The organism is Laspinema palackyanum D2c, from assembly GCF_025370875.1.
GTDB classification, from domain to species: Bacteria; Cyanobacteriota; Cyanobacteriia; order Cyanobacteriales; family Laspinemataceae; genus Laspinema; species Laspinema palackyanum.
Genome location: NZ_JAMXFD010000007.1, coordinates 186,935 through 208,664, shown reverse-complemented (window position 1 = coordinate 208,664; position 21,730 = coordinate 186,935). Strand labels below are relative to the sequence as shown.

At 49.5% G+C, this 21,730-nt stretch carries 17 protein-coding genes; 11 read left to right on the top strand and 6 right to left on the bottom strand.

Annotated elements, in window-relative coordinates; all coding sequences use genetic code 11:
• Nucleotides 1-63 precede the first annotated feature (63 nt).
• Nucleotides 64-1,044: a phosphate ABC transporter substrate-binding protein gene (locus NG795_RS11655; RefSeq protein WP_367288840.1), complete on the bottom strand. Its 981-nt coding sequence runs from the start codon at nt 1,042-1,044 to the stop codon at nt 64-66.
• A 143-nt stretch (nt 1,045-1,187) separates the two neighbouring features.
• On the opposite strand from NG795_RS11655, the gene NG795_RS11650 reads away from it, so the two are divergent.
• From NG795_RS11650 to NG795_RS11640, 3 genes are all read left to right on the top strand, one after another.
• Nucleotides 1,188-1,382 (top strand): hypothetical protein, encoded by a 195-nt coding sequence (locus NG795_RS11650; RefSeq protein ID WP_367288839.1) that lies wholly within the window; start codon nt 1,188-1,190, stop codon nt 1,380-1,382.
• Between the two features lie 235 nt (nt 1,383-1,617).
• Nucleotides 1,618-2,853, top strand: a complete 1,236-nt coding sequence (locus NG795_RS11645) for an AI-2E family transporter (RefSeq protein WP_367288838.1) — start codon at nt 1,618-1,620, stop codon at nt 2,851-2,853.
• Nucleotides 2,854-3,007: 154 nt separating this feature from the next.
• Nucleotides 3,008-4,189: a homocysteine biosynthesis protein gene (locus NG795_RS11640; protein WP_367288837.1), complete on the top strand. Its 1,182-nt coding sequence runs from the start codon at nt 3,008-3,010 to the stop codon at nt 4,187-4,189.
• Nucleotides 4,190-4,258: 69 nt separating this feature from the next.
• On the opposite strand, the gene patR is transcribed toward NG795_RS11640, so the two are convergent.
• Nucleotides 4,259-5,254 carry a heterocyst master regulator PatR gene (gene patR / locus NG795_RS11635; protein WP_367288836.1) on the bottom strand — a complete coding sequence of 332 codons (996 nt, stop codon included), beginning with the start codon at nt 5,252-5,254 and terminating at the stop codon, nt 4,259-4,261.
• A 748-nt stretch (nt 5,255-6,002) separates the two neighbouring features.
• On the opposite strand from patR, the gene NG795_RS11630 reads away from it, so the two are divergent.
• The 5 genes from NG795_RS11630 (at nt 6,003) to NG795_RS11610 (ending at nt 13,804) form a co-directional block, all read left to right on the top strand.
• Entirely contained in the window at nt 6,003-6,197 is a 195-nt protein-coding gene (locus NG795_RS11630; RefSeq protein ID WP_367288835.1) for a helix-turn-helix domain-containing protein, read from the top strand.
• A gap of 4 nt (nt 6,198-6,201) precedes the next feature.
• Entirely contained in the window at nt 6,202-6,918 is a 717-nt protein-coding gene (locus tag NG795_RS11625) for an RNA-guided endonuclease InsQ/TnpB family protein (protein ID WP_367288834.1), read from the top strand.
• On the top strand, nt 6,875-7,135 hold the full coding sequence (locus NG795_RS11620; RefSeq protein WP_367288833.1) for a zinc ribbon domain-containing protein: 261 nt from the start codon (nt 6,875-6,877) through the stop codon (nt 7,133-7,135). Before NG795_RS11625 ends, NG795_RS11620 begins: the two co-directional genes overlap by 44 nt.
• Nucleotides 7,136-7,288: 153 nt before the next feature.
• Nucleotides 7,289-8,224 (top strand): tetratricopeptide repeat protein, encoded by a 936-nt coding sequence (locus NG795_RS11615; protein WP_367288832.1) that lies wholly within the window; start codon nt 7,289-7,291, stop codon nt 8,222-8,224.
• A gap of 858 nt (nt 8,225-9,082) precedes the next feature.
• On the top strand, nt 9,083-13,804 hold the full coding sequence (locus tag NG795_RS11610) for an FG-GAP-like repeat-containing protein (RefSeq protein ID WP_367288831.1): 4,722 nt from the start codon (nt 9,083-9,085) through the stop codon (nt 13,802-13,804).
• 437 nt (nt 13,805-14,241) lie between these two features.
• Here the strand turns inward: NG795_RS11610 and NG795_RS11605 are convergent, their stop codons facing one another.
• The 3 genes from NG795_RS11605 to NG795_RS11595 all read right to left on the bottom strand — a co-directional run bounded on the left by NG795_RS11605 (nt 14,242) and on the right by NG795_RS11595 (nt 16,804).
• Nucleotides 14,242-15,969, bottom strand: a complete 1,728-nt coding sequence (locus tag NG795_RS11605) for a succinate dehydrogenase/fumarate reductase flavoprotein subunit (protein ID WP_367288830.1) — start codon at nt 15,967-15,969, stop codon at nt 14,242-14,244.
• A gap of 204 nt (nt 15,970-16,173) precedes the next feature.
• Nucleotides 16,174-16,488 (bottom strand): hypothetical protein, encoded by a 315-nt coding sequence (locus NG795_RS11600; RefSeq protein ID WP_367288829.1) that lies wholly within the window; start codon nt 16,486-16,488, stop codon nt 16,174-16,176.
• 100 nt (nt 16,489-16,588) lie between these two features.
• Nucleotides 16,589-16,804: a hypothetical protein gene (locus NG795_RS11595; protein WP_367288828.1), complete on the bottom strand. Its 216-nt coding sequence runs from the start codon at nt 16,802-16,804 to the stop codon at nt 16,589-16,591.
• A gap of 397 nt (nt 16,805-17,201) precedes the next feature.
• Between NG795_RS11595 and NG795_RS11590 the strand changes: the two genes are divergently transcribed.
• Together NG795_RS11590 and NG795_RS11585 are read left to right on the top strand one after the other, a co-directional pair.
• Entirely contained in the window at nt 17,202-17,690 is a 489-nt protein-coding gene (locus tag NG795_RS11590; RefSeq protein ID WP_367288827.1) for a tetratricopeptide repeat protein, read from the top strand.
• 290 nt (nt 17,691-17,980) lie between these two features.
• Nucleotides 17,981-18,331, top strand: a complete 351-nt coding sequence (locus NG795_RS11585) for a hypothetical protein (RefSeq protein WP_367288826.1) — start codon at nt 17,981-17,983, stop codon at nt 18,329-18,331.
• 511 nt (nt 18,332-18,842) lie between these two features.
• On the opposite strand, the gene NG795_RS11580 is transcribed toward NG795_RS11585, so the two are convergent.
• Nucleotides 18,843-19,382 carry a hypothetical protein gene (locus NG795_RS11580; RefSeq protein ID WP_367288825.1) on the bottom strand — a complete coding sequence of 180 codons (540 nt, stop codon included), beginning with the start codon at nt 19,380-19,382 and terminating at the stop codon, nt 18,843-18,845.
• A 286-nt stretch (nt 19,383-19,668) separates the two neighbouring features.
• Here NG795_RS11580 and NG795_RS11575 point away from each other — a divergent pair, with 286 nt between their 5' ends.
• Nucleotides 19,669-21,672: a serine/threonine protein kinase gene (locus NG795_RS11575; protein ID WP_367288824.1), complete on the top strand. Its 2,004-nt coding sequence runs from the start codon at nt 19,669-19,671 to the stop codon at nt 21,670-21,672.
• Nucleotides 21,673-21,730: the final 58 nt, after the last annotated feature.

The window sequence follows — 21,730 nt, the reverse complement described above, 5'->3', positions numbered from 1 at the left end:
TCCCTGAAGTGACCCGATGTTCGTAGTAACGACTTCAGTCGTTATCCAAGTTTGTAGTAATAATTAATTGCTGCCAGAAAGCATGGATTGCTGTCCTTGGGGGGAGGTTGCATAGCCTAAAAAGGCTTGGACTGCTGGGTTGGGCGGCTGCTGATAGGCGTAGGATAAGACGCGCTGCAAGGGATAATTGGGATGATCGGGCATCATGCCATCGATGGGGAGAGTTTTGACGGTTTGCTGATTGGCAACTTGAGCGAAGGTGGCATATCCGATGCCATTACGTCCGAGTTGTCGCAGCATTCCGGTGGTTTCATCTCGCTTAAGGGTGGTAATATTGGCACTATTCCCGAAATTGCCCCCATTGAGTACAATTTCTTGAAAGGCTTGATGAGTGCCACTGATACGGGGGCGATTCAGGACTTGAATGGGTCCTGCAGGTCCGCCAATCTCCTGCCAATTGGTGATTTGTCCTTGGAAGATTTGGCGAACTTGTTCCTGAGTCAGTCCGCTGGTATAGGGGTTTTCAATGCCGACGACAAGGGCGATGCGATCGCTGGCGATCGCCACGACTGCTAATCCCTGGGCTTTTTCCTGGGGGGTCAGCGATCGCGAAATTGCTGCCAAGTCCGCATTTCCCTCCTGAACTGCTTGGATTCCCCGTTCAGTTCCATTAGCAACGGTGAGGATGTTGGTCCCCGCATATTGTCTTTCAAACCCCTGTTTCAGGTTCTGATTAATGGTCACCATGCTGGTAGAACCGTCAATTCGGACAGAGGTATTCCCTGGGACTGATGCAGGCAAGGAAAAAGTATAACTTCTCGCCTGGGTCGGTGCAAGGGGGGCTGATGGCAGTGCGGAAGGGGGAGGGGCTGTGGAAGTGCTGGGTTCGGAGGTGGCTGGGGCCTGGGCTGGAGGGGCGATCGCACCATTGGGCGTGATTTGCGCGGTTTGTTCTTCGGAACTTAAGAACCAGTAACCGACTGCGGCTAGAATCAGAAAGGCGACAAAATAAAGAATGGGCGAAGGTCCAGTTTTGTTAGCCACGGTTTTTAGGTTTTTAGGATTAAGGGTAGAGATTGACTGCACTCTTAAGAGGTATGAAGACAGTCAATTTAATTTTGTCTTTTGCTGAGTTTTTTATTGAGTGTAAAGGGTTCGGGTGAGTTTTTCAAGGGTCATAAATCACAATGGATAGTAATACTATATTTATCGTTAAGGTGATGGTGGCCTCAGCCATCGTTTCTGCTGCTATCAAATATGGAGGTCCTCTGCTGGCGATTCCAGAGACCTCGCCGATCGCCTTGCTCCTCGTTTGTACACCAACCGCGATCGTCTTGGGGGTCCTGAGTTGGCGACTGTATTTCCAGGATCCACAAAATTAAGGGGGCTGGGGACCCATTGGCCCTTTTCAGTTCAAGGAGGGGGTAGTTTGGTGAGAAAATCCCTTTTGAGATCAGGCATTTAAGCGCCTTTAAGACAAAAAGACTCGGTTGAGGCTATATATTGAGTATCGAGTACAATCCCCGGGGTCAATCTGCTGAAGATTGAAACCTCTGATTTAGGGTCGAAAGAAAACGGGGTTAGTGGAAATAGCTTAGATGGGAGGGAGCGATCGCCGTGAATTTAGGTCAATGGATGGGCTTATTAGCCATTTTTATTTCTTGCTATATTCTCTGGCAAATCCGAGAAATTTTATTGCTACTCTTTGCCGCAGTCGTCCTAGCGACGGCCTTAAATCGACTCGCTCGCCGGTTGCAATGGTTTGGCATCAAACGGGGTTGGGCCGTCATGGTTTCCATCCTCCTCTTACTCCTGGTTTTGGTGAGTTTTTTTTGGCTGATTGTGCCTCCCTTTGCCACTCAATTACAACAACTCACCCAACTCCTAACTTTGGGATTTGCAGAAATTAATGATTTAATTTATCAATTTAGAACCCAAGTTCCGCCACAGTTGAAGCAATATTTACCCGATGTGGAGAGTATCGTTCAACAACTCCAACCTTTGGCTAATCAATTAGTGGGAGGGGCTGGGGCAGTTGTGGGCGGGACTTTTGGGGGCTTATTAAGCTTTCTATTAGTCTTAGTTCTGGCTTTAATGATGGTGAGCAGTCCTCAAGCTTACCGAAGTTCTTTCGTGCGACTCTTCCCCTCGTTTTATCGATGGCGAGTTGATGGCATTCTTGACCGCTGCGATGTGGCGTTAGGCGGATGGCTGATTGGCATTCTGTTTAACATGATGGTGATTGGGGTATTAAGCTGGATTGGCCTTTTAATTTTGGGAGTTCCCCTGGCTTTAGCGAATGGAGTATTAGCGGGTTTATTAACCTTTATTCCCAATATTGGACCGGCTTTAAGTGCAATTCCGCCAATGGCGATCGCCCTGCTGGATGCACCGTGGAAATCCCTAGCGGTGCTGGGGTTGTATATTTTTATTCAGCAGTTAGAAAGTAATGTTTTGACTCCTTATGTGATGGCGGAGCAGATTTTTTTACTGCCCGCAGTCACCTTAATCGCCCAAGTCTTTTTTGCTTCAATTTTTGGGTTTTTAGGATTATTTCTAGCCCTGCCTTTAACCTTAGTGCTTCAGGTTTGGCTTCAAGAAACGTTGGTGAAAGATATATTAGACCGATGGCGGAAACCCTTTGCAACCAGACGTCCAAGACCCTTGGAGGCGATCGCCCCGGTTGACACCCCAGGGGAAACCAAATCAGTGCCGTTGTTGCCATCAAGTCAGGACTTATCCCCCCTAGACTATGACCCTTGGGACGATCGCCCCCAGCAAAGCGATCGCCCACTGATTCCCCCCGAGGTCAAATCGGGACCCGACTTTCAGGAACAACCCCAACCGGAATAAGGGTAAAACTCCCCTAAAGAGTTGTTTTTTACCCTTATTCTTGTCTTAAAATTGGCTTTTATACCACCAAGACCCTAACCGTAATCAGAGAGGAATTCGTTAACAATAGTCAAAAAATTCTCAGAATTAATCCCGATATTAGAGAACCCAAGCTATGCGAACGATTGCCGAAATTAATGACAAAATTAGCCAGAAGAAAGCGGTCGTCTGGACTGTAGAAGAACTAAAAGCGCGGGTTTTGGAAAAGGGCATCCCGGCGGTGACAAAAGAAGTGGATGTGGTGACGACGGGGACCTTTGAACCGATGGAGTCATCTGGGGCGATTCTGAACCTGGGACATACAGACCCCCCGATTAAAATTCGGCGCTGTTGGTTAGATGGAGTTCCCGCCTATTCGGGGTTTGGGGCGGTGGATTTGTATTTGGGGGCCACCGAAGTCGCGGAAGCTCAAGATGGAGAGGAAATCCGAGAACGGGGAGGGGGTCATGCGATCGCCGATTTAATTGCGGGGAAACCGATTCATTTGCGGGCGATCGGGCAAGTCACCGATTGCTATCCCCGGGCCTCCTTTGAAACCACCCTGACCAAGGACACCATTAACCAGTTTTATTTATATAATCCTCGGAACTTATATCAAAATTTTATTGTGGGCGTGAATGGGGGCGATCGGCCCTTATTTACCTACCTCGGTCCCCTACAACCCCATCTCGGGAATGCCGTCTATTCCAACCCGGGCGCTATTTCACCCCTACTCAACGACCCGGAACTCGACCTGATTGGTCCGGGAACCCGGATTTTTTTAGGGGGCGGAATTGGCTATGTTGCTTGGGAAGGGACTCAGCACTTTCCCAAGCAAAAACGCCTACCCAATAAGACGCCGATTGGCCCTGCGGCCACCTTAGCCTTAATTGGAGATGCCAAACAAATGAATCCGCGATGGGTGCGGGGTTGCTACTTCCACAATTACGGTCCCTCGTTAATGCTGGGCGTGGGAGTGCCGTTACCCATCCTCAATGAGCAAGTGGTCTTGCACTGTGCGGTGCAAGACCAAGATGTAGTTGCCCCGGTCGTGGATTTCGCCATCCCCCGTCGGGTTCGTCCGACCTTTGGGTTAGTCAGCTACGCCCAGCTTAAAACGGGTCGGATTACCCTAGAAGGTAAACCCGTGCGGACGGCACCTTTAGCCAGTATCTTCTTTTCCCGTCAAGTTGCCTTGGAATTAAAGCACTGGATCGAATCCGGGGAATTTACCCTGACCGAACCTGTCATCCCCCTGCCGATGGACCGCTCGTTTTTACCCCAAAATTTGTGGGGGTCTCAACTGAGCTTGGAATAATCCACCGGGAGGATGGTGCACAGCTGAGAATTTCGGTGAGGGAATTCAAACCCAACCCTGATCCACGGTTTATTCCTGATTTTTGGGTTTATTCCGCTTGACGGGTTTGGGAAGCGGTTCGGTCCGGGGTGCGGCGGCGGTTTGCTGAACCGTCGGGTTGGGGACTGGGCGTCCAGAACTCTTGAAGGGGCGCTTGCTGCCGCCCGGTTTACCCCCTTTCCCTTTAAAGGGCTTTTTCTTTTTAGGAGCGATCGATCCCATGTCGTTCCCCTGCTCAATCCGCAGAGAATTTTCCTGACGCTTCACGTGCAGGTCCCAGAAATGACCGACGGCTTTCCCAGGTAAAGTCCCATCAAGCTGTAACTTGAAAAACTTAGGTTTGGTGTCAGAATCTTTAGGGCTTTGCTTGATTTTAACGACGATATATTCCTCGTCCTGAGATTGAAAAATCACCTCGCCACGAATGGAAAAATACCCATCTTGAATCTCTAACTCGCCCGGTTCTTCCGTCTCAGAGGACTCCTCGGTGACCGTCGGTGTCGCTTCCGTCGTCTGGGCCGGGGTTTCTGAGGAGGCGGGAGTCAGTTTTTCTGGCTCCCACACCCCCATAATTTGGACGTGCAAGGTCTTTTCTTTCTGTCTAGTGCGAGGATAAACCACCCAAAGGTGATCTTCTTCATCGCTGAGATGATTTTTGACCAAACTCATCACTTTACCCAGTAAAACCGCATCAATTGCGGTTCCTTCGGGGGTGATTAAATTCCCTCGGGTGAATTGTTCTTCCGAAGGTTGATAGCGACCGGCGACCAATCCGATCGCCCGATATTGCTTCGGTTCCGAAGGCAGGGGAATCGGATGAGGCCGCATCACGGTCCCCTCAGTATCTTTATGAGTAGCGGCCTCGGGAGCAGGGACGCCCTGAGATTCGACCACAGGTTTCGGTTCCGGTGATTTTGTCGGAGGGCTCAAGGAGAAGTCCGGCGGATTGGCCTGAACGCTAGGATCAGACTGGCCTACTTCTGGAGTATTAGCGGAGCTTGGAAATTGATTGGGAGAGGAATTCATAAAACCTCCTGGCGGCGGAGACACATCCGGTGACAGCTAACTTGAAAAACGCTTTATGATTCTAAACCTGAATTTGACAGGTTCTATAGAATTAAGCTCGTTGCATCCTGACTTAACATAAGGGAGGAACCCCCCCACTATCGGCAGATAGGGGCTTGCTTTCCGTCAGGCTGCTGATTTTACCTAAAATGCAAGGATGCTAGGGCCGAATCCGCATGGTTTCTGCTTTTTACTGGCTCGCACAGCATTCATACCCGTCAAATCTAGTCGATCTGGGGTACGCTCTGTCAATGCTTACTCGTGGCGTAATGCCGGAAACTAGGTTTGTTTAATGCAGCTCGGCGTGAAAACGCACTCCTGATCAAGATAGCATTGAGTCGGCTTTTCTCGCTTTGGTTGGATGGATGAAGGGGCGATCGCGACTCCATCGTTACTCCATCGCGTTTGTGAATATCCCGGCTCTCAATTTAGGGTGACGGGCCCGTAAATGACTGCTGAAATGATTGTGGGTTCGCTGTTGTCTGCCAACTCAGCTACAATTGTCACTCCGATTCAAAGGAATAACTACTGGGGAGTTTGAGGGGCGATAAGTCCGGCGCTGTACCGGAACGGTCAGTGTCGGGATACATGGACCCCTCAAGTCAGTTGAAGGGTCAGGCGATCGCACCAAACAAGCTACGATACCCTGAAAATTGACAATCAGTGGGATTGTCCGGTTATAATTTTATCCCAAATTGTTTTTACCGTAATGCTCAGAGCAACCCAGTACAGAATTTACCCAACCTTGGAGCAAAGACGACATCTTGCTCAGAGTTTTGGTTGCTGTAGATTCCCTTGGAACTACGCTCTCAACCTAACTAACGAAACCTACAAAGCTACAGGTCAGGGTCTAGGTCGCTTTGTCATTCTTCAAAGAGATAACTCATCTCAAGAAAGAGCATGAATGGATGAAAGAACCCTCTTCCGAATGCTTACAGGTTGTTGCCCTGAATTTGTCTAGGGCTTTTATCAACTTCTTTGAAGGGAGGGCTGATTATCCTCAATTCAAGTCAAAGCACCGTAACCAATCCATTAGTTATCCTCAGAATGTCTTGATCGTAGAAGAGGGTATCAAATTTCCCAAGATGGGGATTGTTCATGCTAGACTACACAGACCTATTCAGGGGGCAATCAGAACAGTCACGGTGTCGATGAATGCCAATAGTCAATACTTGGCCTCTGTCCTAGTCAATGACGGGGAAGATATCCTGGGAAAAACTGCTGAAGGTAAAGCGGTAGGTATTGATTTAGGGTTGACTCATTTTGCTGTCACTTTTGATGGGTCTAAATTTGACAACCCCCGTTGGTTGGCTAAACCTGAAAAAAATCTAAGAGCCAAGCAGAAGCGATTGTCCAGAAGACAAAAGGGTTCTAACAACCGTAACAAAACCTGTAAGCAGGTAGCCGGGGTACATAACAAAATAGCTCAATGCCGGTCAGATTTCCCCCACAAACTGTCACTCCGTAGGGTAGAGGAAAACCAAGTCATAGTGGTAGAAAATCTAGCCGTTAGGAACCGGGTCAAAAATCACTGTCTCGAATCAAGCAATCAGTCAGGTGGGAGGGGGTCAGTTCTGTGCCATGCTGAAGTACAAAGCAGAGCAAGAAGTCCAAGTCTACCTTGAAGTTTACCGATTCTTTCCTAGCTCCAAAACCTGTAATGTTTGCGTCAATCAAGTAAGCAGGCTGACCCCTGATGTCAGGACTTGGCAGTGTGAAAAGTGTCAAAAGAAGCACGATAGAAACATCAACGCGGCCTCGAACAGAAGAGATGAAGGACTGCGAATCTTATCCTCACCGGACCGGGGAGATCGCCTACCGCCCAGGTGTCAGAGGAGATAGTAGAGGACGCAAGAAATCCACTATTTCGCAATCTGCTGGGTAGGAAGCCCTCGCTGTAGCGCCAGGTCAGCGTCGGGTAGTTCAGTTCTTGTAGAAATCCCTGCGGTTACTGCCGATGTTGATTAAAATGTGGATAGCGTTAGAGGTTTTATTGTGACAGAAAAGCTGGGGCGATGGAAGTTGTACGTCTTGATACTGGGGCTAGTTGCCTTTGTGGGAATTGGTCTTGCACCAATTATTACGCCGATTGTCAATGGTGTGATGGGAGCTGCACAAACCACGGGGTCTAACACAGCAGCAACCCCAACAACGACCCCAAATTCGCAGCAGGGGGATTTGGAAGCTCAAGCTAGGGGTTATGAATTAGTAGTGCAGCGGGAACCGAACAATGAGACGGCCCTGCGCGGATTGTTGGAGACTCGACTTAAGTTGCAAGATATCCCCGGGGCGATCGCCGCTTTGGAAAAATTAGTGGCGATCAATCCCGAACGCACGGATTATGCGGTCCTACTGGCTCAAGGCAAGCAACAAATCGGCGATCGCGATGGGGCTTCGACTGTCTATCGCTCGATTTTGGAAACCCAACCCGGTAATATTAATGCCCTCCAGGGTTATGTGAATCTTTTGCTGTTAGAAAGTCGTCCCGAAGCGGCGATCGGACTGCTTGAGGATACCCTCAAAACGGCTCCCCAAGCTAATCAAATTCAGCCGGGAAGTATTGATGTGGTCTCGGTGCAGGTGATTTTAGGTCAGGTCTATGCGGACCAACAGCGCTATGATGAGGCGATCGCGGTTTACGATGAAGCCATGAAAGCTGAACCGGAGGATTTTCGTCCGATCTATGCTAAGGCGATCGTCTGGCAAAATCAAGGAAAATTGGCTGAGGCTAAACCCCTGTTTGAAACAGCCGCTCAATTAGCACCGCCCCAATACCGGGATCAAATTCAGCAACAAGCGCAACAAATTCCCCCAGCGGTTCCGGCAACCCCACAACCGGAAGCGGCACCGGCGTCACCGGAACCCGCACCGGAAGTGGATTCTACAGCCGAACCGGAAGTCAATTCTACACCGGAACCGGAAGCGGAGTAGTATTTAGGGAAGGGGCAACTGCTGTTGCCCCTTGCTTTTTTTACCCCTTTTTACCCCTCTGCCAGGGAAGCAATTCCGAGGTTAATTCAGTGGCTTAAATTCCTTTAAGGGTATTCCCAAAAATAAATCATTCCTATTCGGTTCTTATGTTCAAGCAGTTAAAGGAGTAGGGTGGGCAATGCCAACCGAACAGCTATGTGGGCATTGCCTCCTGAGCTCTGAGCTCTGAGCCCTGAGCCCTGAGCTAGTCGAAGGGCCGAAGCCTGTCCTGAGCCCTGAGCCTGCCGAAGGGCCGAAGGGGGTCGAAGGGTCGAAGCCTGTCCCGCAGCTCCGTCGAAGGGGGAGTCGAAGGGCCTACAATTGCTTCCGGGGAAGGGTTTGGGCTATATTATTTTGACGAGTTCCCTGAGAGGATTTAGGCGTTACTTTGATGAAACTGAACCCTCATAAACCAGGGTTTTATCGAAGGTGTTTAAGAGCCATGTCCCTTATCCCGTCTAGCTTCTAGCTGGGTTGTCACCCAGTAAGCCTTGTAGGATCTGTTAAGGGCTGCTATAGGGGAACTTGCTTTTGGAGCGATCGTGAATCCGGCTGTCTACATCAAACGACTGGGAAAATTCATCCGATGGAGACGCCAGGGAGGAGGCTCTCTCCATGAAACTACGGAGAAAAAGCATCACAATTATGATCGTTATATTTTGTCAACAGGGAAAATTCTGAAACAATTGTGACTGAGATCACACCCTAGCGCAGAAAAAGAGAGAAAAATAGGGTACCCTTTTCGGGACGATTCGCCTCTTTTCTTCAAAAAGGTGAAAAAGATTTAAGAGTCCAAAGAAATATCCCACCACTAAAATTATGACGAATAATTCCCGTTCTCCTCTACAAACCATCGATCCTGTCCGATCGAGCAATTCAAACTTCTTATCCCGACAACTGGTCATCATCGATCCCAAGGTGGACGATTACCAAACCCTAGTCGCAGGTATCGCCCCTCCAAGCGAAGTCCACATCCTCGACCCTGATCGCGACGGCATTGCACAAATTACCGAAATCCTCTCCCTAGGGAGTTTCAGCCTTCACCTCATCTCTCACGGAACCCCCGGAACCCTCCATCTGGGCAACAGCATCCTCAACCACCAAACCCTCGGCAACTACGCTACCCAACTGCACCAGTGGCCCCTTGACCAACTCTACATTTACGGATGTGAAGTGGCCGCCGGAACCGAGGGACAGCAGTTTCTCCAGGAGCTATACCAACACCTACCGATCGCTATCTACGCCAACCCCCACCCCACCGGCAACTCCGCATTAGGCGGCACTTGGAACCTGCAACAAATTTTTCCCCAGTGGGAACAGGGAGATGGGAACTGGGAATGGGTCTTATGTGATGGGACTCCTAACAAAGGACAAGGGACAACGGACAAAAGACAAAGGACCCGTAACTCCTCACCCTTCTCCCCCCACACCCTCGCCACCTACTCTCATACCCTCGGTTTCAGCTCTTACACCAACTTCCCTGTAGGAACTTGGCCCGAATCCGTCTTCATTGGAGACTTCAATGAGGATGGTAAGGATGACTTGGCAGTTGCGAACCAGAACAGCAACAACGTCTCCATTCTCCTGGGAGACGGGAGTGGTAGTTTCGGCACCCAAACCACCTTCGCCGTGGGTTCCGGTGCCTCTAGCGTCAACGTGGCAGACTTCAACGGGGATAGCAAGTCCGACTTGGCGGTGGCGAACGGCTTCGACAACAATGTATCAATCCTTCTGGGAGACGGGAATGGCAGTTTCGAGCTGCAAACCAGCTTCGCCGTGGGACGGATTCCGATGTCCGTCAACGTGGCCGACTTCAACGGGGATGGCACATCCGACTTGGCAATGGTGAACCGGGACAGCTACAGCGTCTCCGTCCTCCTGGGAGATGGCAGTGGCGGTTTCGCGCCGCAAACCAGCTTCCTCGTAGGATCCGCTCCGGTTTCCCTCACCATCGGAGACTTTAATGGGGATGGCACGTCGGACTTGGCGACGGCGAATCGCGACAGTAACACCATCTCCGTCCTTATGGGAGACGGCAGTGGCAGTTTCGCCCCCCAAACCACCTTCCGCGTGGGAAGCCGACCGCGTTTCATTACCGTGGGAGACTTCAACGGGGATGGCAAGGACGACTTGGCGACGGCGAACTACTCCGACGACAACGTCTCCGTGCTTATGGGAGACGGCAGTGGGGGTTTTACCCAAACTACCTTCGCTGTAGGAACTTGGCCGAGTTCGATCAAGGTAGGAGACTTCAACGGGGACGGTAAGTCGGACTTGGCGACGACGAACGAGTTGGATGAGACTGTCTCCGTCCTCCTGGGAGACGGGAGTGGCAGTTTCGCTTCCCAAGCTACTTTCGATGTGGGAAGCAGTCCGTATTTACTCAATGTGGGAGACTTCAATCAGGACGGCAAAGACGACTTGGTGACGGCGAACTTAAGCAGCAACAACCTCTCGGTCCTTCTGAACCAGACTGCCAAGGTGACATCGGTTACCGCCACCACCCCTGACGGTCGCTACAGCGTCGGACAAACTATCCCGATCGCCGTCACCTTTGACGAAATTGTTACCGTCACGGGTACTCCTCGCCTGCAACTGGAAACCGGCACCCCGGATCGCGCGGCGATTTACGACAGTGGGAGCGGCAGTAATACCCTCACTTTTAACTATGTGGTGCAAGCGGGAGACAGTTCTGCTGACTTAGAATACCTCTCCAATACGGCCTTATCACTGAATGGGGCTACGATTCAAGACCAATTGGGTGAAAATGTCGAGTTAACCCTTCCGGCTTTGGGTTCCAGCAACTCTCTGGCTGGCAGTAAATCCATTGTTATTGATGGTTTTGTCTCCGGAGGAGACAATCCGACTCCGAGCCCGACCCCGAGCCCGACCCCGAACCCGACTCCGAGCCCGACTCCGAGCCCGACTCCGAGCCCGACTCCGAACCCGCCACCCCCAACTCTAGATCCAACTTCTCCGGGTGTGTTTGTCGTGGGTGACGATGGACGGGTTAATGTGGAGTTCTTGTTTGACGGCAGTGGCTATGAGGGAGAAGTGGCCATCTTCAGTATTGAGGGGATGGAAAACCTCCAGGTGGGTTCCCGGGAGTACATGAGGGAGGCGGCTCGACGAGCGCTTAACCCGAACCAAGGTCATGTGGTTATCTCTGATCGTTGGGATCGAGCGCTGTTGAGCGATCGATTTTTTGAATTCGGGGAATCCAACTGGAATCGCGGCTGGTATCAAGGCATTGAGAATTTTGCCATGAATCCGGGCACAGAGTTTGCCATGATGCTTGTCCCTCATGGCACGGTGCGGGGTGTTTTAAACGAGACTGCATTCTTGAGTGGCCCTCGCCTTCCTTTCTTCTCCAATCACGCAATTCAAGGTCAGATGGTGGATCTGACGGGGAACGGCGATACCTTTGCTTGGGAGGATATGCCGATTAGGAGCAATCGCAATCGCGACTATAACGATATCATTTTCCAAATCTCGGGAGCCACTGGCACTGTTCCACCCGTGAATGACTTTATGTCCTCTTTTGGGGATTGGCGCGATCGCCCCCTGGGACGGCAAATCATCAACTATGCCAACACAGGTGTATGGGCGATTCCTACCCCCCGTCCGATCTTTACCCCTATCATCTCGATTCCTTGGATTTTCACCGGTTGGGCAATTGATGGCTATATTGCCGGGGCTGATGCGTTCTTTGATGCGAATAAAAATGGCGTCCGCGATGAAAACGAACCCACCTCGACGACGAATGAAGAGGGTCTGTTTGAGTTTGAGGCATCTCTGGAAGCGTTCGATACCAATGGCAATGGGGAACTCGACCCGGAAGAGGGTCACATTGTGATTACCGGCGGGATTGATACAGCAAATGGTTTACCGTTGGAAACGCCGCTGACAGCGACACCGGATTCTCAAGTTGTCAGTCTTTTAACCAGCTTGGTGGCGGAGGCGATCGACGAGGGTTTGTCGCCGTTGGAAGCGAATCAAAAGGTCACACAAGCGTTATCTTTACCGGATGAGGTGGATTTGTCTACGTTTGACCCGATCGCAGCGACGGAAGAAGGAATTCCCGGAGGGGTCGAGACGAATCTGGCAATGGTCCAGGTGCAAAATCTCGTCACTCAGACTGCGGCGTTACTCGATGGCGCTTCCAGTTTGGAGAAAGCTCAAATTAGCCGATCAGTTGTCAATACTTTGGCGAATGCGGTTCTCTCCCAAAATGCCTTGGATTTAAACTCTGCCGAACAACTGCAAAGCCTAATCGAAGCGGCGACTCAAGATGTGGCTACCATTGACCCCACTTTGGATGTGAATCGGATCGTGGCGATGGCGGCGGATGCGGCTACGGTGATGGCTGAGGCGAATCAGGAAAAGGCAGATGCGGTGGCAAATGGGGAGACGGATATCAATGGGGCGATCGCAACGCGCCAGAAAGTTTCCCTCGGCACCACCACGGACGAGTTCTTTGCTGCCGGGGAAGGCAATTTATCCATTGCAGAAGTGGTGGAGAATAACACGGGCGAAAATTTGACGAGTCGGATTTCGAGTGCCACTGCCGGTTCCTCCGATCCAGGCAGTCCCGGGATTCCACCGCTGTTCATCAACCCATTACCCTCGGCATCTGAGGCGATCGCATCTCTCAATACTGTGTTTACCGAGATCGCCAATCTTACGGTTCCTCAAGTCTCACCCAATACTGAGGCAACTTCCCTGGATAATCTCATGGGCACTAACGCGGCTGACGAGATCAATGATGACGCGGGCAGCAACTTTGTCCAAGGGTTAGAAGGCAATGATAATCTGTATGGCAACGATGCCAACGATACGATTCATGGGAACCAAGGCACTGACTATATTGCAGCCGGTGCGGGGGATGACTGGGTTCACGGAGGGAAGGATGACGATGCTATCCTCGGTGGCGATGACAGCGATCGCTTATACGGTGACTTGGGAAATGATGTGATCTTCGGTGAGAATGGCAACGATTTCGCCAATGGCAACCAAGGAAATGACTGGGTTGACGGCGGCGATGGTGATGATGTCTTACATGGGGGTCAAGATGACGATACGCTCAAAGGTGGCGCTGGCACTGATGAATTATACGGCGATTTAGGCAAGGATTTCGTCTTTGGTGACGCCGATAATGACTTCCTCTATGGCAATCAAGGGGATGATACCCTCGACGGTGGCGACGGCGATGATGTGCTATGGGGTGGCAATGATAATGACATCCTCATCGGGGGTAATGGCGATGATTGGTTGTTAGGCGATTTGGGTGACGATACGATGGTAGGCGGTGCAGGCAGCGATCGCTTTGTTATCCGTCCCAATGCCGGAACCGATCTCATAGTTGACTTTACCAATGGAGAAGATTTGATTGGTTTGGCAGAAGGTTTATCCTTCGAGAACCTAACCTTAACCCAAGGCAATACTGGCACGTTAATTTATGCCGGTAACAACTTACTGGCGACGGTTAATGGGGTGGATGTTTCGCTGATTGGTCAAGAGGATTTCTTCTCGGTTGGGTAACTATACGGAATACGATACCGATAAGTCTATAAAAACGAGCGGCGTCAATCTGTATGTGTAGGGGCTTCGATGCGCAGGCCCCTACAATCCGTTTTTATAGACCTTTAAATACCGGGTTCCGTATTATACCAAATCCGGTTGTCAAAAGTCGTTTTTATAAAGTAGCCCCCGCAGGCGGGCTACTTTCGTTTTCCTCCCCATGCTTTAAGGTGAGAGTTTTTTGGATATTTTATTGGATGCAGTTCCCGGAAGGAAAAAACCTGACCCAGTTTGATTGGGTCAAATTTTGAAACACTTAAGGAACTCCAACAAATAAAACATATAAATGTTTTATTTGTTGGAAATCCCTTATCTAGGCTGGGCTGTATCTATCAACAAAACCCTACAAATGTTCAAGGGTTTTGAGTTCTTTGGCATCACCAATTCAGGGCTAGGGCTTAATACTTCCGTTCTTTCGGCTGGAACTGAGTAATCGTTACAGGTCGATAGCGAATATCCACACCGGCAGGAGAATAATAGGACAAGGTGTGCTTGAGGAACTGATCATCATCGCGATCGGGATAATCCTCGCGGAAATGAGCGCCTCGGCTTTCCTGACGGTTGAGTGCACTGGCTAAAATCAATTGTCCGACTACCATTAAACTGCGTAACTCTAACGCTTCAATAATTTCCGTGTTCCACAGTTTGCCTTTATCGTCTAAATAAATCTGCTGATACTGCTGCTGGAACTGTTCTAACTGCTTTAACCCTTCCCGCATCAGTTCATCACTACGAAACACGCCGCAGTGGTCACTCATGGCATCCTGGAATCCCTGACGAACGGCCCCAATGCGGAGGGGTCCCGAGCGATCGACCAGGGATTGCAGTTCCTGTTGAGCTTGTTGGAGGTAGGGGCGATCGTCGAGGTCCGGCAATTTGCGGTTTTCCACATAGCGGGCGATCGCCGCCCCCGTGATTTTCCCATACACCACACATTCCAGCAGAGAATTACTCCCCAGGCGATTGGCACCATGTACGGACACACAGGCACATTCCCCTGCTGCAAAGAATCCTTCCACCAACCCATCGGGACCACTTCGGACCTGTCCCTCGGTATTAACAGGAATGCCTCCCATTGAATAATGACCCGTGGGACGTACAGGCATCGGTTCATAGACTGCATCGACCCCTAACAAACGGTGGGCCTCTTCCCAACAGAAGGGGATCCGGCTCATAATTTTTTCCTGTCCCATGTGTCGTAGGTCGAGGAAGACACAAGGCCCTCCAGGACGACCATCGGGATAGACTCCTCGTCCGGCGCGAATTTCCCGGGTAATCGCCCGAGAGGTAATATCACGGGGGGCTAATTCCATGCGACTGGGGGCGTAGGTTGCCATAAAGCGATCGCCCTCGCTATTAATTAAATAGGCCCCTTCCCCACGCACCGCCTCCGAAATCAACACCCCCACGGGATAGAGTCCCGTGGGATGGAACTGCACGAACTCCATATCTTGTAACGGCACCCCCGCCATTGCCGACATCGCCAACCCGTCCCCGGTAGAGGCAAAGTCATTGGAGGTGGTATTAAACACCCGTCCATATCCCCCAGTGGCAAACATCACCACTTTGGCGCGCACCACTTCCAGGCGGCCATCGAGAATATGGTACATCACCAATCCTTTGGCTTGTCCGTCTTCCAAAATCAACCGCATGACGTACCATTCTTCATAGACCTGGACCCCATAGCGGCGCAGATTATTCACCAGTTCGTGCAACATGGCATGGCCGGTTTTATCTGCGGCGTAGCAGGTGCGGTTATGGGAATGGCCCCCGAAGGCCCTTTGAGCAATCCGCCCATCGGGTAACCGGGAGAAGAGAACACCCATGTGTTCGAGGTCGATAACCACATCAGGGGCTTCTTTGGTGAGCAGTTCTACCGCATCTTGATCGGCTAAATAGTCGGACCCTTTGACCGTATCAAAGGCGTGGGCCTCCCAGCTATCGGTGGAATCGACGTTTTTGAGGGTAGCGGCGATTCCCCCTTGGGCGGCAACGGAATGGGACCGAATGGGATGGGTTTTGGCGACTACGGCGACATCGATGCTGGGATTGATGCGCCCAATTTCCACTGCGGCGCGACAACCGGCAAGTCCGCCCCCGACGATAATGACGTCATGTTCTATCATGGTTCTCTTAGCTCTCGTTGGATCTATGGGATCTAAAGGTGTTCTGGATTGGTTCTGGATCTATCTTCCCACTCAAAAAAAAATCCCTCCTCAAAGGTAGGGAATTTTTTAGAATCGCTCAGTCGATCGCGGATTCGCGCTTGAGGATGAACAGGGCCGCATTAAAGATTTTAAGGTTCAGCAGTCGGTTCTCCCTCGGTTAGGCTAACTCGCTGCTTGGGCGGGATTAGAGTTGGGTGCAGTTCTAGAACTTGACTCCGCCGGTTCTGCAGAGATCTCGACCGGCTTCAGTTCGATGTGATTGAGCAAGGTGGTGACGAAGGCAAACAGGAGAAAGGGCAGGGAGAGAACGACGATTAAACCCACTGTAGCGAGGGCGAAGATTTGACGAGCGGTACTCCACAAGGCGAGGGCGGAGGCTAAACTCAGGAAAATCACGATCAGCCAAATGATGATTTGTCCGTAGATATCTCCAAAGGTCAGGGTGCAGACCAATCGGTATTTTTGCAGCTTATTCATTAAGGGGTTTCCTCGAAAACTATAGATTTAAGATCGGAGTAATATGCTGTTTCTGTTTTAATAGATTTTTCAAGATTTTTGAAAGATTCGCAACATCACTTTACAATCTGGACCCCTGGGGTGGAGCCGATCGCCCCTTCAGGGGTTGGTCAGGGTTGACAGGGCGGCGATCACTATACCCATTCAGCCTTGAGAGGCGATCGCCTTGCCAGATTTCCGGGGTTTTGACCACTCTGACTGGCGGATTGGCATCGCGCATTTCTGCCGAATGAATCCTGGCCCTTTCCTGATTGTAACGGAAATCTGCTGCTTCCATGTCATCAAAATTAAATACGAACCTTGACGTGAGTCCCCCTCTAGGATGGACCGGGCCGGGGTGGAGTTTATGAAGATAGTTCATGAATTAGGGTGAACTAACGTTAAGTAATATAACAAAAATCGGGTAAAGTATAAAAAATTTACTAAGAAATCCTGACATAGGGATCAAGTGAGTTATTTTAAGGAACAACAGGTTTAAGAAACCTCATCTATACTCAACCTTAAAGGTTGGGGTAGGTATCGAGCTGAATGGGTCTTCAGTCATACAAAGGACCCCTTTCCAGGAATGGCTCTGTTAGGAGATTCCAATGCAAGAACAACCGTTTCATGAGTTACCTGAGATCTATCCAACGAACTCGAACAGGCATCAACCCCTGTTCAATCGAAAGGATAGTTTGTCAACCGAACATCAAGAGGGTGAACAAAATTATGAGTATTGGAAGCGGGAAGGCGATCGCTTCCGGGTAGCAAAAGCCTATCTCGAAGCGATCGCCGCTTATGAATGTGCTTTACTCCAAAAACCCACCGCCTGCTATGCATGGCAGCAACGGGGGGAGGTCCTCAAACGGTTGCATCGCTACGAGGAGGCGATCGCCTCTTATCGCAAGGCCCTAGAAGTCAGCGCTAATCCGATTGCCCGTTATCAAGCCTGGAATGGCTTAGGGGCCTTGTTCTTTACCCTTGAACGTTATGAAGAATCAATCTTTGCCTATAAACAAGCCCTGGCTCTGTGTCCCAATAGCATGGGTTCCCCTCATATTTTGGAAATGGAAGGCATTGCTTGGTCGCGATTAAATCGCTATTTAGAAGCCCGGGATTGTTATGAGCGCGCCTATTATAAAGCCGTAGAAATTTCAGACAAAACGGCTAAAACAAACAATTAGCGGATTGCCTCTTTTCCCCTTTACTCCGGGTGTAAATCCGAGCATTTTGATAACATTTCACCCCAATCCCAATTACCTAAAATTTAATTTTTCAAGCTTTCATCCCCCATTGGGGTGGTAATCTACTGTTGATGAATGCGCCGAACTCGTCACAAATTCAAAGATTCCTCGTCTAACTGTCCCCGGACCGGGTTATTCTTTTTATCGAACGCCTTCTTTTTTCTCCCGTCGGAGGAACTTAAAAGGCCAAAAAGCGTTATAGTTACTTGGACACTTTAACCTTAGCTTTTATGATGAAAACCCTTCAAAAAACCATCGCCACTACCGTAGGCTTGAGCCTTCTGTTTTGGTCCACCCCCTCGTTAGCAAACCAAAATTTGCGCTTGACTTGGGTCCGCATGAGTTCGACAAACCGGGACGGATGTGTAAGACAAGCGGTTGAAGCCATGAAATCCTCCGGATTGGAGAATGTGGAAGTCCAGGATAATGAATTAATCCAGGGTGCCACCAGGGATTTGGAAGCGAAAATTATGTGCATTGAAAGTGGACGGGAACTCCTCGCTGCGATCGCTGTTGCCAGCGATAGCTCTAGCGATGCACGGGAAGTCCGGGGAAGCTTAAGAAATTACATGAGACGCTAAAACAACCGCTTCAAAAAATAGGTAAATTCCCCGTCCTACGCCCGCATAAGCGGGCTATTTTTTGGCCTGGATCAAGTGATATAGCGCGACTCTAAATCAGTTTGAAAATTCTTTAAGGAGTGGGAGCATCTTGCTCCCTACTCCTGATCGGTAGCAAGATGCTCCCACTCCTTAATTTTAGGCTCAGACTGATTTAAACTGCCGCTACCCGCTTCAAAACAGCGTAAATCACGAGCCGCCACCGATTATTTACGTTTTAACTTTTTCAATTTTTTCACATTGTGGTTCTGGGTTTCCCAAAGCCCTTATTTTTTAATCGGGCTTTCTCTAATGCTTTCAATTCCTCCAAAATATCACGTTTAAACTCGGGGAATGAATTTGCCAATCCCCTCCGATAAATTTGTTCGGCTTTGTCAAAATTAAGTCTTGAATGGGAACACCAATCAGGTTTCCAATAGAACCTCCCCCAAGAGATATATATATTATTATTATCGGGATAATTCGTCAGAATTTACTCGTAACATTCATCTCCAGATTCCACTTGTTCTAATTCAAATAAAGTCCCAGATTTTTGCTCCATTATCTCAATAGCATGGTTTTCGTAAGCATCAGGAAATATCGTCATATACTCTTCACAATAATCAATCTTCTTTTGAAGATAGCTTTGTTGTTTTTGTCCGCATTGGTCTAGGGCCTCGGCTATTTCTAGCAGCCAACCGGCAACGGAGTAGAGACCGCCATCCAGCTTTTTTTCTAACTCCGCAAATGAGAGACCCATTGGAATAAATCGAGTTTTAAATTTACCCCAGTATTCTAACCACAAATCGCAGGTTTCTTGGACTTCTTGCTTCTCCTCCAAGTTATAAAATCCGGCTTCAATTACATCATGGAGTTGCTCCGCACTCAGCAAATCTGGTGCTAATCTTTCCAATAACACCCTGGCCCCTAGAGAGAGAAAATCTTTATCCCGCCTTTGGGCTGATATCTCATACTGGGTTTTCCATTTTTTTCGCAGTTCCGATGCCCCATAACAAGACTGAATCTGCTCCAAAAATTCTACTTCAGTGAGAGGAATTCCAAACTCGCTTAACTTGCCAAATATTTCCTCAGTTTTGTAACCTTGAACGCTTCACCCAAAAATTGTCCATCTTAATGAGTGTTTATTCTTTGATTTCAACTGACTAAAAACTAGAAATAGACAGAAACTGTCCCCTGACATGGCAAATCGGGCCTTTCGGCCATGACTCCCAATCTCCAGGGAAATTTTATCCTATTTTTACCCAGGTGGGGAAAGCCATCCCCTAGAATAGAAAGGGATCGCTGCTCAAGTTAAAGTGATGGCCGAAAAAGTCATGAAAACCTGGTTACAACAACTCTCCCAACGGGTTGCCGGAAATAAAGCTCCCTTGGGATTGGAGGAAGCGGGACATCCTGGAAACGGAAATCTCTTCTCTCTCCTCAAGGGCAAGGATAACCCATCCCTGAATCCCCAGGGGTCGAGTCCAACCCTCTCCCCGGGTTCTAATTCGCCTCAGTTCCCGGACTGTTCTAGTCATGGATATCAAGTGCTTCAGAGTTTGGGTCATAACTATGCCGGGGGTCGTTCGACCTATTTGGCAACCCATCTGAAAACTCAAAAACCTGTGGTGATCAAACAATTTCAGTTTGCTAAACCCGGTGCAGATTGGTCCGCCTACAAAGCTCATGAACGGGAAATTAAAGTATTGCAGGGTCTGAGTCACCCGGGGATTCCTCGCTATCTGGATTCTTTTGAAACATCGGAGGGATTTTGTCTGGTTCATGACTATAAAAATGCCCAATCTTTAGCAGTTTTTCGGCGTCTGGACCCGGAGAAAATCAAACAAATTGCTCTGGCGGTTTTGGAAATTTTGGTTTATCTGCAAAACCGGGTTCCCGGGGTGATTCACCGGGATATCAAACCAGAAAATATTTTAATGGGCGATCGCACCGATATTATTTACCTCATTGACTTCGGATTTGCCCGCATCGGTGGAGGCGATGTGGCGCAAAGTAGTGTAGTTTCTGGCACACCGGGGTTCATGCCACCAGAGCAATTACTCAATCTAAAACTTACGGAAGCGTCTGATTTATATGGGTTAGGAGTGACCCTAATATGTTTGCTAACCCAAACGGATTCTAGTGAAATTAACCGCTTAATTGATAGTAGCTATCGCCTCAATTTTGCGGAGTTAGTCCCCCATCTCAGTGATGAGTTTATTCACTGGTTACAGAAAATGGTGGAACCGAATAGTGGCGATCGCTTTTCTCATGCAGCAGCAGCTTTAGAAGCCCTGACTCCCATTTCGGTGTGCCGCCTGTTACCGGAAGCGGAATTTAGCCAGACTCGGCTGGAATTACGCACCCAAGCCGGAGAAACCCTCACCCAAACTCTCACGGTCAAAAATCCGGTGGATGATACAGTCCTAGCGGGACGGTGGGAAATTGCTCCAGACTCGAATCATCCCAAGACAAAGCCGGATTGGATCTCTATAAAACCCGCAAAGTTTCAGGGGAATGAAACTGAATTTGAAATTAAAATTGATACCACAAATTTAGTCGTTAGTCAAGATTACACTCGAAATCTTTTACTTCATGCCAATACCGCGAATAAAACCCAAATTATCCCGCTTTCCCTGTGGGTTTCTCCTCGGGAAGTTCCGGCAGAATGGGTAGGTTCAGAACCGGGTAAAATGGCCAATTGGAAACAAAAAGTCGCAGTTCCGTTTCCAGTTATCTTGTTTGGAACGACGGTAGCTGTTCCCTTGATTTTTCTGTCTCCTTATGTGGCGGTGGCGATCGCCGTTCCCTTGGTTCTGTTATCGGGTAGAGGGTTTTCCGATAAGATTCAGGACCCGGCGATCGAGCAGGTGGCTGAATTTTCGCGAAAATGGTTGGTTGCGCCGAGTTTAGTCGGACTGGGTTTGTGGTCTTTTACCGTAGTCGATATTGCCTGGTTAGAGCATCCAGAACGAAAATTATTAGGGGTTATTGTAGCAGCAATGGCAATGGGAGGCATTGGCATTGGGATATTAGAGTTATTTAAGGCAGGCTTTAAACGGATGGTGGTATTACTACCGCTGTTAATTTTTGGTTTGTCTTTTGTGGCGCTCGGAGTGGCTACGGGAATGGCGGGGAAAGTGGCAGAAGTTGGGGTGACGGGATTAGTTTTAAGCAGTACCGCCAAACAGGAAATTCAACGGAAAAACGCTGGGATAGGTGCGATCGCTCGTCACCTAGCCGTTGCCACATTAGGCATCGGTGTGGGAACCGGGTTGAGTTGGTTATTGGTGCATTATGGACTCGCTGCGGGGATGTGGTAAGGGGAGATGGGGGAGAAGAAACGACTAAAGTCGTTACTACAAACATCTCCTCCTTCTT